Origin of the sequence: Sulfitobacter profundi (genome assembly GCF_042661425.1) — a bacterium.
GTDB classification, from domain to species: Bacteria; Pseudomonadota; Alphaproteobacteria; order Rhodobacterales; family Rhodobacteraceae; genus Sulfitobacter; species Sulfitobacter profundi.
Genome location: NZ_JBHSWA010000001.1, coordinates 2763538 through 2779138 on the forward strand (window position 1 = coordinate 2763538; position 15601 = coordinate 2779138).

The 15601-nt window shown below is 58.3% G+C and carries 16 protein-coding genes and 1 pseudogene; 16 read left to right on the forward strand and 1 reads right to left on the reverse strand.

Annotation, left to right across the window (positions count from 1 at the left end; genetic code table 11):
* Positions 1 to 214 precede the first annotated feature (214 nt).
* A complete protein-coding gene (locus ACFQAU_RS14395) occupies positions 215 to 1225 on the reverse strand; it encodes a nuclear transport factor 2 family protein (RefSeq protein ID WP_132443250.1) in 1011 nt (336 codons plus the stop codon).
* 148 nt (positions 1226 to 1373) lie between these two features.
* On the opposite strand from ACFQAU_RS14395, the gene ACFQAU_RS14400 reads away from it, so the two are divergent.
* From ACFQAU_RS14400 to ACFQAU_RS14475, 16 genes and pseudogenes are all read left to right on the forward strand, one after another.
* On the forward strand, positions 1374 to 2429 hold the full coding sequence (locus tag ACFQAU_RS14400; RefSeq protein WP_132443251.1) for an ABC transporter ATP-binding protein: 1056 nt from the start codon (positions 1374 to 1376) through the stop codon (positions 2427 to 2429).
* Between the two features lie 54 nt (positions 2430 to 2483).
* Positions 2484 to 3296, forward strand: a complete 813-nt coding sequence (locus tag ACFQAU_RS14405) for an ABC transporter substrate-binding protein (RefSeq protein ID WP_386283053.1) — start codon at positions 2484 to 2486, stop codon at positions 3294 to 3296.
* Positions 3297 to 3319: 23 nt separating this feature from the next.
* Positions 3320 to 3706, forward strand: coding sequence for a hypothetical protein (locus tag ACFQAU_RS14410; protein ID WP_386283056.1), 387 nt, complete (start codon positions 3320 to 3322; stop codon positions 3704 to 3706).
* 145 nt (positions 3707 to 3851) lie between these two features.
* On the forward strand, positions 3852 to 4874 hold the full coding sequence (locus tag ACFQAU_RS14415; protein WP_132443252.1) for a carbohydrate ABC transporter permease: 1023 nt from the start codon (positions 3852 to 3854) through the stop codon (positions 4872 to 4874).
* Between the two features lies 1 nt (position 4875).
* Positions 4876 to 6033, forward strand: coding sequence for a carbohydrate ABC transporter permease (locus ACFQAU_RS14420; RefSeq protein ID WP_120351260.1), 1158 nt, complete (start codon positions 4876 to 4878; stop codon positions 6031 to 6033).
* A 128-nt stretch (positions 6034 to 6161) separates the two neighbouring features.
* On the forward strand, positions 6162 to 6701 hold the full coding sequence (locus ACFQAU_RS14425) for an ester cyclase (RefSeq protein ID WP_132443253.1): 540 nt from the start codon (positions 6162 to 6164) through the stop codon (positions 6699 to 6701).
* 261 nt (positions 6702 to 6962) lie between these two features.
* Positions 6963 to 7334: an ester cyclase gene (locus tag ACFQAU_RS14430; RefSeq protein WP_386283950.1), complete on the forward strand. Its 372-nt coding sequence runs from the start codon at positions 6963 to 6965 to the stop codon at positions 7332 to 7334.
* Positions 7335 to 7530: 196 nt separating this feature from the next.
* Entirely contained in the window at positions 7531 to 7734 is a 204-nt protein-coding gene (locus tag ACFQAU_RS14435; RefSeq protein ID WP_386283064.1) for an ester cyclase, read from the forward strand.
* A gap of 62 nt (positions 7735 to 7796) precedes the next feature.
* Positions 7797 to 8813 carry a LacI family DNA-binding transcriptional regulator gene (locus tag ACFQAU_RS14440; protein WP_120351257.1) on the forward strand — a complete coding sequence of 339 codons (1017 nt, stop codon included), beginning with the start codon at positions 7797 to 7799 and terminating at the stop codon, positions 8811 to 8813.
* The gene (locus tag ACFQAU_RS14445; RefSeq protein ID WP_120351256.1) at positions 8813 to 9781 is read left to right on the forward strand and encodes a nuclear transport factor 2 family protein; all 969 of its coding nucleotides are present in this window, start codon (positions 8813 to 8815) and stop codon (positions 9779 to 9781) included. Before ACFQAU_RS14440 ends, ACFQAU_RS14445 begins: the two co-directional genes overlap by 1 nt.
* 79 nt (positions 9782 to 9860) lie before the next feature.
* Complete coding sequence (locus ACFQAU_RS14450; RefSeq protein WP_132443254.1) at positions 9861 to 10829, forward strand: cupin domain-containing protein; 969 nt, start codon at positions 9861 to 9863, stop codon at positions 10827 to 10829.
* Positions 10822 to 11525 (forward strand): annotated as a pseudogene (locus tag ACFQAU_RS14455) (alpha/beta fold hydrolase). Before ACFQAU_RS14450 ends, ACFQAU_RS14455 begins: the two are co-directional and overlap by 8 nt.
* Positions 11526 to 11593: 68 nt before the next feature.
* Positions 11594 to 12199, forward strand: coding sequence for a LacI family DNA-binding transcriptional regulator (locus tag ACFQAU_RS14460; RefSeq protein ID WP_386283070.1), 606 nt, complete (start codon positions 11594 to 11596; stop codon positions 12197 to 12199).
* Positions 12136 to 12573, forward strand: coding sequence for a substrate-binding domain-containing protein (locus ACFQAU_RS14465; RefSeq protein WP_386283953.1), 438 nt, complete (start codon positions 12136 to 12138; stop codon positions 12571 to 12573). Before ACFQAU_RS14460 ends, ACFQAU_RS14465 begins: the two co-directional genes overlap by 64 nt.
* Positions 12574 to 12684: 111 nt before the next feature.
* Entirely contained in the window at positions 12685 to 13647 is a 963-nt protein-coding gene (locus ACFQAU_RS14470; protein WP_132443255.1) for a TAXI family TRAP transporter solute-binding subunit, read from the forward strand.
* A gap of 66 nt (positions 13648 to 13713) precedes the next feature.
* Positions 13714 to 15495: a TRAP transporter permease gene (locus ACFQAU_RS14475; protein WP_386283074.1), complete on the forward strand. Its 1782-nt coding sequence runs from the start codon at positions 13714 to 13716 to the stop codon at positions 15493 to 15495.
* The last annotated feature ends 106 nt before the right edge of the window (positions 15496 to 15601 follow it).

Sequence of the window (15601 nt, forward strand, 5' to 3'; positions counted from 1 at the left end):
TGACCGCCTGAATCTCAGCATCGCACGCTCCGGCTTCGGCAAGCTCGACAATAGCGAGTTTGCGTAGACCATGGAGCACGTAAGGTGAGGCCCTCTCGCGATCTCCACGCTGGTCCGATTGCTGCGCGTCTAAGTTATGGCGGTGAAACATCACCTGCTTCAGTGTGACTAGCTAGCGCGATGCGGACGGGAGCAGCCTTTCACTGCAACTGTTCTACTGCCGCGATGGTGCCATACCCAAAGCCGACCCAAGAATATCGTACCCTTGGCTTTTCCAGAAATGCGGCAGATCTATGAAGACCCAATTCTCGGCGAGTTTGTCGTGGTCGCGACGATAGATGTCTATCACGCGAAACTCGCCTGCTTCACTGCCGCCGGGATACCCCATGAACCCGCCCGTGGGGCGGGCGGTAAAGTTGGGCCACCCAAAGAAACCGCCAAAGTGGCCTTCGGCAAGTCGGCAGACGTGTTGCGTTTTGGACCGTTCCGCAAAGCCTGCCCGGAACGGCGCAGAGTGCTGCTCCATATAACGGTCTATCGTGTACGTCGCGCCGATCCCCGCTGGGCCCCACCAAAGCATATCTTCTGCCCAAGTTTGCGCCAGTTCATCCCGCAATGAGAGGCCTGAGTTCCACTGACCCAGATCGCTGATCATTCTGTTAATAAGGTCCAATGTTCGCCGGCCTTCATTCGGGTTCTGTGGGTCGAGCAACAAGCCGTTATGTGGCTGTGGCCCTGGTTGGACAAGATGCGCACCGGTTTGACCGGGGAAGGGCGCAAGCCCCGCTTGAATCATCAAATGGGGAATGTCGAAATACATAGCACTTTCGATAATTTGGCCCTGATCTACGCGCGAAAATTCGCAGTATCTTAGGCTGGTAATCTTCCGAGTTGGCACGATTTCAAGCCAGGGCTCATCGAAGAGCCCCATCAGATGCCCCATTGAGACCACCCAAACAGAGCTGTCCTCGGCAAGGCTATTCACCCCCGCAAAAAAGATGTCTTCGCGCCTTTGCATATGCGTAAGTGACCGCCGCAAGGGGCGCCAAAAAGTGTCAGCGACCTGTGCTGGGCCGGTGAGTTCGTTGAACGGGTGATAACCGCGCCAGCGATAGTTGCTGCTGCAGTGGTCGCTCAGGGCTTGGGTGATTCCATCGAGCGGCGCGCTGTCTAATGCGGTGTGGAAGGCGCGGACAATGCCCTTTGCCCCTGTAATATATGACATTTCTTCTACTCACTCACAGAGGCGCGAAACTGCGCACTGAAATTCTTGCATACGTTTGCAAAAATATGTTGCCAAACGAAATGCGGCAAGTCTACCCTACTGCATACCAATGCAAGATTTGTCGCACAGCGGCATCCGAGGAGGGACCGTGGCAGAGATCCAACTGAAGAATATCTCAAAGCGATGGGGCAGTTTTGTCGGGGTCGACAACTTTGACCTGACCATCGCGGATCGCGAGTTTCTCGTGCTTCTCGGGCCATCCGGCTGCGGCAAGACCACCACCATGCGCATGATCGCAGGGCTCGAAGAGGCGACGGAAGGAGAGATCCATATCGGAGACCGCATGGTCAACGATCTGGACCCGAAAGACCGCGATGTGGCGATGGTGTTCCAGTCCTACGGGCTTTACCCGCACCTCAACGTCTATGAGAACATCCGCTTTCCGCTCAAGGTGCGCAAAGCGGATCCGGCAACACATGACGAGCGGGTGCGCAAAGCGGCGGAGATGGTCGAGCTGACTGACTTCCTTCACCGCAAACCCGCCGAATTGTCAGGCGGTCAGCGTCAGCGGGTTGCTCTGGCACGGGCAATCGTGCGCAAGCCCTCGGTGTTTTTGATGGATGAGCCCCTGTCGAACCTCGACGCCAAACTTCGCGTGTCGACGCGTGCTCAGATCAAAAATCTTAGCCACGAGCTGCAAGTCACGACGGTCTATGTGACCCACGACCAGATCGAAGCCATGACTTTGGCCGACCGTGTGGTGGTGATGAAGGCTGGGGTGGTGCAGCAGGTCGGCACGCCGACCGAGATATACGACAACCCGGCCAATACCTTTGTCGCGAGCTTTATCGGCTCGCCAGCAATGAACCTACTCGATGGGGAAATCCTGAACGGCACCTTTACCGGCAAGAACGTTACCGTTTCAGGGCTGAACGCGCCGAACGGGCCGGTGATACTAGGTTTTCGGGCCGAGGATGCGACCGTGTCCGAGACGCCTGCTGGGGAAATCGCGGCACCGCTCTACACGATAGAATTGCTTGGGGACGCCACAATGCTGACGGTGCGGGCCGGAGGTCAATTGGTTTCGATCAAGGCACACAAGGAATTGCGGGCCCAGATCGGCGACCCGGTGGCCTTTAACGTCCCTGCCGCGATTTGCCATTTGTTTGACCATGAAACTGGCGGGCGCCTGAACCGGCCATAGCCCAAGAACAAGACAAGCGCCGCAAAGGTGCATTTCATCAACGGGAGAAAACCAATGTATCTGAAATCAATAGTCACCGCCGGCGCGCTGACCATCGCCGCCACGGCTGCCACAGCCGAATGTAGTTTTGAAAACGACACCAAAATCAGCATGTTGTCTGCTGGTTTTGAGGCTTGGAAGGCCGTAACGGACCAGATGTCTGAATGCGGCAATTTCGAAGCCGAGCTTGATCAAGAGTTCCGCACCAAACAGCCCGCAGCCTTCGCGGCCTCTCCGTCGCTTTACCACATTGGTGGGGTGTCGAATGGCACAGTCACGCCCTTGCTCAACGAAGGTACGATCCGCCCGCTCGATGATCTGGTCGAGAAATACGGGCAAGACCTGACCCCCAACCAGTTGATCCGCGTTGACGGCAAGATCATGGCGATTGCCATGATGGTCAACACACAGCACCTTGTGTACCGCCGCGACGTGCTCGAAGACCTCGGCATCGAAGTGCCAACGACTTATGACGAAGTGTTGGCTGCTGCTGAGAAAATCGAAGAAGCCGGCGTGGTGGACTATCCGCTAGGCGCGACGATGATGTCCGGCTGGAACCTCGCGCAGGATTTCAACAACATGTTCTACGGCTACGGCGGCGAGTTTGTTGATGCCGAGAACCTGCCGACCATCAACAACGAAGCGGGTGTAAAAACGCTGGAAACACTCAAAGCGATCACCGCTTACCTTGATCCCGAATATCTTGTTTCTGACTCGACTTATGTTCAGCAGCAGTTCCAGCAGGGCAAAATCGCTATGGCGAATCTTTGGGCCAGCCGGGCAGGGGCCGCTGAAGACGAGGGGAGAGCCAAGTCGTTGGTCTGGTAGATACCGCCGCAGCCCCCACGGCGATGGAGGGCGGCGCGCCTGCGACAACAATCTGGTGGGACGGTATGGTCATCGCCAAGAATATCTCCGACGAAGAAGCCGAAGCAGCCTTCAAGTTGATTGTCGCGGGTCTGTCGCCAGAGATGGTCAAAGCAAACAATGGTGCGGCCATCTGGTTGGTGCCGGGATATGAGCCTGACCGCCTTGCCAAAGGTGCAATCGACACGCTGAACACCTCGCCCGCGCCGAAATCCTACCCATCGACCTCTGCCATGGGGCTGATGCACACGGCCGTCGGCAACAACGTGTCGGATTACCTAACCGGCGCGACCGACGCCGAGACCACATTGGCCGAGATTGAGAAAGACTATCTCGTATCCGCCCGTGAAGCTGGATTGATCACAAACTAACCCAGCCCGATGCCCGGGCGGTGCAGTTCTGCGCCGTCCGACGCTTCCATCTCTTCCGCGTCGCGTTTTGCCGGACATCGCCCCTACGATGTCCCGCCAAGCCCGATCCGATCTTCTTGCCACCCTCTGACTGAAAGCCGGACAAATGAAATTCAGAACCTTTGCAGCGTTTGTCGGACCGTCTTTGTTCATGATGTTTTTGTTCATTGCCCTGCCGCTGGTCAGCGTCTTTGCGCAGAGCTTTTACGTCACCCAGCCGGTGTTTGAGCGCGCCGAGGTGGAGACCTGCACGCCGGGTTTTCCGAACCCGGTCTGCGTCAAAGAGGTTAAGACCACCCCGGTGATCGGCGAGGACGGCAAGGTCGCGACAGAAAGTCATTTTACCGGGCTCGAAAGCTACCGCAATGTGCTGGAACTGGGCCGGGTCAAGGACGCGCTTTCCCGGGGCAGCTGGTCTGAATTGATGACCATCGACTTCTGGAAAGCGCTGCGCTTCACGCTGACCTTCACCTTAATCACCCTGCCGCTGGTGCTCGGTGTCGGTCTGGTGATTGCTTTGGCGGTCAACAATGCTGTGCGCAAAATCCGCGGGCCCGTGATCTTCATCTCATTGCTGCCGTTTATCATCACGCCGGTGATCGGCGGGCTGTCGATCCGCTGGCTTTTTATCGGAGATGGTATCCTGACAGCCGCGCTGGAATGGTGGACTGGCACCAATATCTCGATGTTTGCCCAAGCCTGGACCATTGAGCTGATGATGATGTTCTACAGGGTCTGGCACGTAGCGCCATTTGCCTTTGTGATCTTCTATGCCGGGCTGCAGACCGTCAATCAGGACACGCTGGAAAGCGCCATTATCGACGGTGCCAACCGCTGGGAACGTCTGCGCTATGTTATCGTGCCGCATCTGATGCCGCTTATCGTCTTTGTCGCGCTGATCCACCTGATGGACTGCTACCGTGTCTTTGAAGAGATCATCGCTTTCTCCAGCCAGAGCCACGTCATTTCACTGCAATGGCTGACCTACGATTTCCTGACCCCTGACGACTCGGGCAACCGCTCGATCTCGCGGGCCTCGGCCTCGGCGATGCTGACCATGGTGGGGATCATTGCCCTGCTGATCCTGCCGCTCAAGCGCACTTGGCGCGACCACAAAGGGAGCCACTGAGATGTCCACCCCCAAGGCAATGCAACAATCCCTCGCGCTGCGTGTCAGCTCTGCAAGCTTTCTGATCTTCTGGTGCCTCATCGCAGCCTTTCCGATCTTTTGGATCTTGGTGATGAGTTTCAAAAGCCCGGTCGATGCCTTCTCCGCGCAGCCGCTAGACGTGATCTTTGGCCCCGCTACCCGCGCCGCCGGGGAGGGATTGAGCCTGATCGATCTCAGTCTAGGTGCTGTGGTACTCTGGTTCGCTTACCGTTTCGCCTTCCGGGAGTTGCCGCAGATGGTAACCCGGTTCACCCGTCCGGGGACCGTGGTGATGGGCTGGGTGATCGCCGTGCTCGGCTTTGCAGTCGCCTTTATCGTGCTGTTCTTCGGGCTGCTGCCTTGGCTCCTTAGCGGGTTGAATGCCATTTCGGGACCTTTGGGTGAGCCTGTGCTCGGCCTTACGACACAGCATTACAAATCGGTCTGGGTCGAGAACCAGTTCTACCGCAATTTCATCAACTCAATCATCGTCACCGCCGGTGTCGTGACCATCTCTCTGACCGTCGGCACATTGGCGGGCTATGGATTGGCGCGCTCTGGTTCCAACCTTGCCTTCTGGCTTCTGATCGTGGCGTTGATCTTTCGGGCCCTGCCGCATTCGGTGCTGGTCGCGGGCTACTTGCCGGTGTTTATCAACTCATCGGAAATCCTGCGCCCGATCTTTGGCGATGCGGCACCCACCCTTTACGGGCAGCCCTATGCCGTGATCGCTGTGCTGGTGGCAATCAACCAACCCTTCACCATCTGGATGCTGCGCAGTTTTTTCCAGAACATTCCGTCCGAGTTGGATGAAGCCGCCCGCGTCGATGGATGCTCGCATTTCCAAGCGTTTCGCCGGGTGATTATGCCGGTCATGTGGCCGGGCGTTATTACCACGGGGCTGTTCAGTTTTTTGCTGGGATACAACGACTTCCTCGTGACCTCGCTGCTGCTCGATGCTCAGAACCAAACGATGGTCCCGGCCATTGCGGGCTACTTCAACCGCGAGACCACGACGACCGATCAGGTAGAAGCTGTCGCAGCAGCCGTGTCGATCACCGCGCCTCTATTTTTGCTGGTGATGGTGTTCCAACGCCAGATCGTCAGCGGTCTGACAGCAGGCGCGGTGAAAGGCTGATGTCCTGCAATTCTCGCACCCACGGAATGATGCGCCACCCGGCGCTCAACCGACTGCCCCGCGATTTCATCACGATATGCGTTTGCCCCCGCTAACTGCATGTTAAGACAAGATGAAAGGATGACCCGATGAAGGGTTCGAGACCAGAACAAGCCGTGCTGACGCGCGACACCGACCTGAGTAAGACAGGCGAAACCCGTGCCGTGATCGAAGGCATGGTGGACGGATTAAATGACCACCGCATTGACGACATCGGCCAGTTCTTTGCCGAGAGTTTTCGCTGGATGGGCAATCGCGGATGCGGCACCAAAGTGGGGCTGCAAGCCTTTCAGGAAAACTGGCAGCGGCCCTTTCAGGCGGCCTTTTCCGACAAGACCTGCGTGGATGAAGCGCGGCTTTTCATGGGCGAATGGGCGGCGGCCTTTGGCCGCCAGGAGGCGACCCATTCGGGCAAATTTATGGGGATCGAACCGACGGGCAAGCGCGTGACGATCCGCTACATGGATTTCTGGAAGGTGGAAGAGGGGCGCATCACTGACAATTGGGTGATGGTGGATTTCCCGGATGTTCTAGCGCAGCTCGGACATGATGTTTTTGACGGGGAAGGCTGGGAGGCCTTTGACAACGGCACCCGCGTCGCGCCGCGCCCGGAGACAGCTCGTGGATAGGCACGCTGCCAACAAACGCGCGCTCGCCCCAATGCGGGCGGCGCTGCATCAGGGCGATGTCGCAGCAGCCAAGCAGGCGCTGACAGATATCGTTGCGCCCGATGCGGTGTTTCACCACTGTCATCCCTTCGGCGATCTGACGGGGGCTGATGGATATTGCGATGCGGCCCTTGCCCCGTTGCAGGCTGCATGGCCGGATCTGGAGCGGCGCGATTGGATCGTTATGGCTGGTCAAACCCCTGAGGGGGCCGAATGGGTTGGATGCGGGGGCACTACTTCGGTACCTTCCTCTCGCCTTGGCTCGACATTCCGCCAACTGGCCATCTCACTCATATGCGCTTTCACGAGTTCTACCGATTTGAGAGAGGCAAGGTCGTCGAATCTCAGGCAATTTGGGATATTCCAGAGGTAATGATGCAGGCGGGAGCTTGGCCCATGGCGCCCTCCTTGGGCCGCGAGTTCTGCGTGCCCGGCCCTGCAACGCAAAATGGGCTGATCGAAGCCCCCGTGATGCGCAACAGGCTGCGGCCAGCACTCAGCACATTGCCGACATGCTCGATCACCTCACAAGGCATCCCGCAAAAGGCGGACCTGAGGTTATGCAGATGGAGAGATTCTGGCATCCGAAAATGAACTGGTACGGCCCTGCGGGGATCGGCACCGGGCGCGGCGTGGATGGCTTTCGCAACTGGCATCAGATTCCGTTCTTGCGGGCGATGCCGGACCGCGGTCAGCATGTGGACGGGACCGACTACCACCTCTTCGGCGAAGCCAACTATGCAGCCGTGACGGGCTGGCCGAACATGATCCAATCCGTGTCAGACGACGGGTGGATGGGTATCGCCCCTTCGGGGAAAAAATCTCCATGCGGTCGCTGGACTTTTGGCGGATCGAGGCGGGAAAGATCCGTGAAAACTGGGTGCTGGTCGATCTGCTCGACGCCTATCGACAACTGGGCGTGGATGTTTTTGCGCGGCTGCATGAGTTCAATAAGGCGCGCAACCTAGGGCCAATTCGCCTTCCGGAAAACTGATTTGAGAACGGCCGCCTCTAGCACCGGGGGCGGAAAATAAGGCAAGAAGGACAGGACCACATATGGCTGACAGGATAACATCTTTGCAGGTGGCAGAACGGGCAGGCGTTAGCCAATCCGCCGTCAGCCGTGTGTTCACGCCTGGCGCGTCGGTCTCAGAAAAAACCGCCAAAAAGGTGCGCGCAGCGGCGCAAGAGCTTGGCTATCGCCCAAACGTGCTGGCGCGGTCCCTCATCACGGGCAAGAGCCGGATCATCGGGTTGGTCGTGGCTTATCTGGAAAACCAGTTCTATCCCGAAGCTATCGAAAAACTGTCCCATGCGCTTCAGGCCCAAGGCTATCATGTGCTGGTCTTCATGGCGTCAAACGACACTGAAACCACTGACAAGGTGATCGACGAATTGCTGGATTATCAGGTCGACGGGATCATCACCGCGTCGGTGTCGATGTCCTCCAACCTCACCGCGCGCTGCGACGCCGCGGGCATCCCGATCGTCATGTTTAACCGCCAGCAAGACGATGATCGCTTGTCTTGTGTGCGCTCTGACAACGTGGCGGGGGGACTGAAGGTTGCGGAGCATCTTTTGCAAACCGGGCACAAGCGGATTGCCCATATCGCGGGATGGGACGGCGCTTCGACCACGCGGGACCGGGAAACCGGGCTGCTCATGGGGCTTGCAAAGGGTGCGCAGACGCTGTTTGCGCGGGGCGAGGGCATGTTTAAGTACGAGACCGCCTGCGAGGCCGCGCGCCAGATGTTTACAGCCACAGAAATCCCTGATGCGGTCTTTGTAACCAACGATCATATGGCCTTTGCGGTCATGGATGTGTTGCGTTTTGAGCTGGGGCTGCGCGTGCCTGAAGACGTCTCTGTCGTGGGGTACGATGACGTTCAACTCGCCGCTTGGCCTGCTTACAACCTCACGACTGTGCGCCAACCCGTAAATCGAATGGTGGATGAAACGGTCAATATTTTGATGACCTGCATTCGGGAACCGAACACCGCGCCGCGCCGGGTGGCCATTGACGGCCCTCTCATCCTGCGCGGTTCGACACGTAATCAGAAAGGAAAAAGCTAATGAAAGGCTTCGATAAGAAGTGGAAGGACTTCCCCGATTATATCATTGGGATCACCAAAGAGATTTGGGAAGACCGCGGCATCGCCACGCTTGATCACTACTATGGCAAGGAAATGCCCGTGCGTTCTCCTGGGTCCATCGTCGTGGGCAATGACAATGTGGTCGCCGCGACCATGGCGACCTTGGCAGAATTTCCTGATCGCACGCTTTATGGCGAGGATGTAATCTGGTGCGAAGGCAACGACGATGGCTTCCTCAGCTCACACCGGCTGTTGTCGACAGCGACCCACGCTAACGCCGGGGTCTATGGCGCGCCCACTGGCAAGAAGTTGAAATACCGCATTATCGCTGACTGCTATGCCCGCGAAAATGCGATCACCGATGAATGGCTGGTACGCGACCAAGGTGCCATCGTGCGGCAGTTGGGCTGGGAGCCTGCGGATTTTGCGCGTGACCTGATCGCCCGCGAAGGGGGTGCCGAAGCCTGCGTAAAACCTTACTTGCCGGAAAATGACATTGCAGGCCCCTATACGGGGCGCGGCAATGACAACGAGTGGGGCGCAAAGCTGGCGGATATTCTGACGCGCATGATGGCGGCCGACTTCGGTGTTATTCCCAAGGAGTATGACCGGGCGGTAACGGGCGAATATCCTGGTGGCGTCACGGCGCTGTCGCATGGCGGGGTCGATCAACATTGGCTGGGGCTGCGCGCGTCCTTTCCGAATGCTGAGTTTAAGGTAAACCACGTCATCGGGCGCGACGATCCGATGATGCCGCCCCGTGCGGCCGTGCGCTGGTCTCTGGACGGGGCACATGATGGCTGGGGCAGCTTTGGGCAACCCACTGGCAAGCGCGTGCATATCATGGGGATGACCCACGCTGAGTTCGGCCCTTGGGGCTTGCGCCGCGAATACACGCTCTACGACGAAGTCGCCTTGTGGAAGCAGATTATCCTGCAAACCGGCTGACAATTCACCGTTTTTGGGAAGCCGCAATATTCATGCCCGCGCGCCAAACGGCAGTCGAGGCAATACATCGGAGAAGAGAATGACACCCGCAGACATGGAAGCCCGCATTGTCCGTTACGGCGATCTGCAACCCTGCAAGACCGCTTTCATTGACGCCCACACGCCGGGCAGCAACCAAAAGGAAAACTTCACCATCATCGGCGGTGGAGTCTCGGAAAGCCCGGACCAGCATGTTCACATCACGACACCGCATGGGTTCAATATCGGCGCGGCAGGGCAACCGCCGAAGTGTCGCAACTCGCTGCACAACCACCGCACAGCAGAGGTGTTCTTTATTCTCTCAGGCCGCTGGCGGTTCTTTTGGGGCGAGAAGGGAGACGCGGGCGAGGTCATTCTTGAAAAGGGCGATATCTTCAACATCCCCACCAATATCTTTCGGGGTTTCGAAAATATTGGCACCGACTACGGGATGATCATGGCCATCCTCGGCGGCGACGATGCTGGGGGCGGTGTGATCTGGGCGCCGCATGTTATTGAGGATGCTAAGGACCACGGGCTGATCCTTGGCGCAAACGGCAAGCTTTATGACAGCAAGAAAGGCGAGACGCTTCCTGACGGCGTTGACCCCATGCCGCTGCTGACGCAGGACGAACTTGCAAAGATCGATTGCCCCACAGCCGCCCAAGTGCTGGGCGGCTACGTGCGACGTTACCTCGATATGGTGGCGCTGTCTGGTGAAGGGCCGGTTAAGGTGATCGGGGAGAACGGTATCATCCGCGACAAACCCGGTTTTGAGATCGATTTCCTGACCCGCGCGAATGCCAGCACCGAAATGCATAGCCATGACAAACCGTCGGTTTTGATGCCGGTAGCAGGGCACTGGCGCGTCGAATGGGAAGGCGGCAGCGCCACCCTTGCCCCCGGTGACACGATGAGCGTGCCGGAAAATCTCAGGCACAGCGCGGTGCCCTCGATGTCCGGCGAAGCGGCGCTTTATCACGTGATCGCAACTGATGATCCTGCTGGACAGACATGGCGCAATGGCTGAGACACTGCCGCTCGTACTGATCCCCGGCATGATGTGCGACGCGCGGCTTTTCGGGCCGCAGATTGCCGCGCTGTCGGGGACTGTGCCGATATTGCTGGCTTCAATTCTCGCCCATGACACGGTGGAAGCACTGGCTGCGGATATCCTCGCATGGGCACCGGCGCGCTTTGCGCTCGCCGGTCTCAGCATGGGGGAATTGTTGCAATGGAAGTGGTGCGGCAGGCACCAGAGCGGGTTGCCGCGCTTGCCCTGCTGGACACCAATCCGCTGGCCGAAGTGGAAGCGGTCAAAGCCGGACGAGAGCCTCAGATAGAGCGTGTTATGTCGGGCGGGCTTGGCGCGGTTATGATCGAGCAAATGATCCCAAGGTACCTTGCACCCAGAGCGCATCGGCCAGACATCGAAGGGCTCTGCCGCGACATGGCGCACAGTCTCGGCGCAGAGGTTTTCGTGCGGCAGTCGCGCGCATTGCAACAGCGACCTGACCAGCAGGAGACCCTGCGCGCATACGCCGGCCCTTCATTGGTGCTCTGCGGCCGTGACGACGCTTTGTGTCCCGTTGCGCGACATGAGTTGATGGCAGAGTTGCTCCCCCGTGCGACGCTTTGGATCGTCGAAGGTGCTGGGCATCTGCCGACCTTGGAATGCCCAGGCGAGACGACCGGTGCTCTGAAGCAATGGTACAAAGCCGTCTAGCGATGATCTCTTCGACAAATGGCGTGAAATAATTTCAACCGCTGATGAAAGTCGGTTAAGACCGAGTCATGAAAAAGGTCACTGCCAAGGATGTCGCTGCCCGTGCGGGCGTTTCGGTCTCTGCCGTGTCGCGGGCCTACCGTGGCAGCGCGCCGATTGCTGAGGAAAAACGCAAGGCGATTTTCGCCGCTGCAACCGCACTTGGTTATGTCAGTAAAGTGGATCAGGTGCTGGCCAAACATTCCAGCAACACGATCTCCATGGTCGTCAGCGAAATGCGCAACCCGTTTTACCCGATTGCGATCGACGAATTGACCCGCATGTTGCCTGACCGTGGATTGAAGGCGATCATGCATGTCGTGCCTGCGGCTGAGGATGTGGATTCTATGATCCGGCAGGTTATCGATTTCCGGACCAGGGGTGTGATCCTCGCCAGTTCTACAATTACATCTAAGCTCGCGCGGGCCTGTCGAGAAAACGGGATCCCGGCTGTTTTGTTGAATCGGGTTCAGACAGATAGCACTATGATGGCGGTCTGTTGTGACAACTACGGCGGTGCGCGCACCATTGCGCGACGGTTCCTCGACGGGGGCGGCAACGCATCGCCTTTATTGGCGGCCGGCGCGATACCTCGACACATCTTGAACGCATGCGCGGATTTCGCGACCAGTTAGAGGACGCAGGCCGGGAAATTGCTGTGCAATTCGACGGAGGGTTCAGTTACCGGCAGGCCTATGCCGCTGCGCAGGAATTGCTGGCTCTGCGCCCCATGCCTGACGCGGTGTTCTGCGCCAATGACATTATGGCAATCGCCACGCTTGACGCCGCACGGATGAATGGAGTTTCCGTTCCTGCCGATATCGCGGTGATCGGGTTTGATGACATTCCGATGGCGGCGTGGGAGTCCTACCGCCTGACGACGATGCGCCAACCGCTGCGCCGTATGCTGGATCAGGCAGTCGATATCATTATGGACGCGAGTAGTTATCTGGAGACAGGTGACATCCGCGTGCTGCCCGCTGAACTGCAAGAACGGCAAAGTGGGTAGTGAAAATATTTCATTAACACAGACTGCAATTGCATAGCCGCAATGCACTGTGGCTAACCTCCACCTCGAACGTCCCTTTCGGGATCGTTTCATGATATTTGGAGGATACCCATGAAACTACGCACTTTCGCTGCCGCCGCTGCACTGTCCGTCACCGGACTGGCACTGCCCGCCCAAGCCGAAACTCGGCTCGCTTTTGGTGCCACCAACTCGCAGAGCGCGCATTACGCCTATTTCGCCTCGCTCGCAAAGATTGTGAACGGCGCATACCCAGATGCCTATCAGGCTTCGGTTGTGGAAACCGGTGCGACGGTCGACAACCTCAAGCGCATGGCGCGCGACCAGCTTGATATCGGGCTGATCACCACCTCGACGCTTTATCACGCCTACAATGGCATCAAGAGCTTCGATGGCAATCCGATCGAGTCCAAACTGCTCTGGGCCTATTCGCTTGCACCGCAAAACGCAGTCGTTCGCCGCGATTCCGGCATCGAAAAGCTTTCAGACATCGACGGTAAGAAGTTCGGGCCAGGCATGCGGGGGTCTTCGACCGAAGCCACGGCGCTGGCTGTGTTTGACCTGCTGGAAATATCTCCCGATTGGGTGCGGGGCACCAACAGCGAGCAGGCCAACGCAATCAAGGACGACCGTTCCGAAGGCTTCGTGAAAAGCGCCGTCGGCACCTCCTTTGACGCACTTACAACCGACATCGCGGCCTTTACGCCCCTGACGGCGCTTGGCATCGACGGCGAGCAGGAAGCCAAGATCCGCGAAGCGCTGCCGGAGCTCTCCATCGTGGATATGCCGGGCGGCGATATGGAGAACTCTGGCCCTTACAAGGTCTGGGGCTTCATGATCGGTGTCTCTGCACGACCCAATATGGACGACCAAACGGCCTATGACCTTACTAAGGCTGTGATGGAGAATATGGAAGAGCAATCCGCGGCCTTCCCGACGGTAAAGGGGCTCAATTTGCCGGAGCTGACACTGCAATACGCGACCAGCCCGCTGCACCCGGGGGCAATCCGCTACTATGAGGAAATCGGCCTGACCGTGCCGGACCGCCTCAAGTAACAGTCCATCTTTCAGCAGGGGCGGCGCGTGTCGCCCCTCATTTTCCGTTTGTGCCAAGGTGCCGTGATGCCCATTCCCCCGATGTTCGCCAATTTCCGACAGACAGCCATTGCCGCACTTGCCATGCTTCTGGGGGTGTTCGTGTTCTACACCTCTTTCAATGGGCCGTTTGAATCGCTCCTGCAGCGCGCGATCTTTGTGATGACGATCACGGCTTTGGCCGTGCTGATGCATCCGCTTTTCGAGGGCAGCCGCCTGCGCCCACTTGGTATCGTAATCGATGCGGCAATTGTAGGCATGGTAACGGTTTCAGGCGTTTATATCATCGCCAACTACGAAACTATTATGAACGATCTGCCTTGGGCCAATGGTTGGGACATGGTCATGGGGTTCGGCACACTGGCCTGCGTGCTAGAGTTGGCACGCCGCAGTTCCAATTGGGTCTTTCCCCTAATTGTCATCTCCGCCGTTACCTATGCGTTCTTCGGCTATCTGATCCCCGGCCAGTTTGGGCACCGTGGCTTTGACGCAGGCTATCTCACAGAAATCATCTTCCTGTCTGACCGTGGCCTTTGGGGGATGCTGGTCAATGTGGCATCAACTACGCTCGCGGCGTTTGTGCTGTTCGGTGCGATCCTGTTGCACACCGGGGCGGGCGAGACTTTCTTTGACCTTTCGGCCCGTTTGGGCGGCTCCCGTCCCGGAGGTGCCGCCAAAATCGCAACATTCGCGTCAGGGTTCTTTGGCGCGATCAACGGGTCTACGGTGGCCAATGTCGCAACGACGGGCAACTTCACGATCCCGCTGATGAAACGTTTGAAATATCCGCCTGCTTATGCTGGCGCGGTAGAGGCTATCGCTTCAACCGGTGGACAGTTGGCGCCCCCGATCATGGGTACTGCCGCATTCGTCATGGCAGAGCTTGTGGGCGTGAATTACTGGTCCATCGCGCTGGCTGGCGTCGTTCCTGCGCTGCTGTTCTACCTTGGCATCTATTCGACTGTTCACGTCATCGCCCGCCGTCAGGGCTTTCGCCCGGTGACTGCCGAAGACCTGCCAGACTGGCGCGGAGCCATGACCTTTGCGCGACTCGCTCCAATCGCCGCAGCGCTGTTGGGGTTGGGGTTTGGCGTCTTCAATGGCAATTCGGTCGAATTGACGGCCTGCTACGGGATGATCGCCATGTTGGTGGCTGTCCTTGTCGCACGAATTTCCAGCGGTGAAGACCCACGTGCAGTGTTTGGCATCATCCTTCGCGCACTGGAAGCGGGTGGCAAAGGCGTGGTCATCGTCGGTATTCTTCTGGTCGGGGCGCAGGTGTTCGTGGCCATGATCAACCTCACCGGTTTCGGCGTGGCAGTTACGTCAGCCGTGCTGGCAATCGGGCAGGGGGAGATCTGGCTCATCGCGGGGCTTATGGCGATTGTCTGTTTGATTGCGGGCATGGGCCTGCCAACCTCAGCCGCCTATGTCATGGTCGCTGCGGTTTTCGCCCCGGCGCTGATCCAGCAAGGGATCGATCCGCTCGTTGTGCATATGTTCGTGCTCTACTACGCCGCGCTGTCGGTCATTACGCCGCCGGTCTGCCTCGGTGTCTTTGTCGCAGCGACAATTGCGCAAGCACCTTGGATGAAGGTGGCAGGCGAGACGCTGCGCCTTGGAGCCACGGCCTATGCCCTGCCCATGCTCTTCATCGCCTATCCCGGCATGTTAGGCGGCGGCGAGTCGGGCGACATTCTGCGCGCCGTGCTGTCAGGGGAATCTTTGCTCTCGGCGTGGCGCATCTGTTGGGTGGCGCACGGCTGCCATGGGGCGGCATTTCGCGCCTGCTTTGGGCCGTGCCGATAGGGCTTGCGCTGATGCCGCCTTGGCCCGCCACCTTGGCCGCAGTTGTGGTGTTCGGCGTGTTAGTTGTCTTCTCCCGCAGGGTGACAGACGCACATGACGCAGTTGA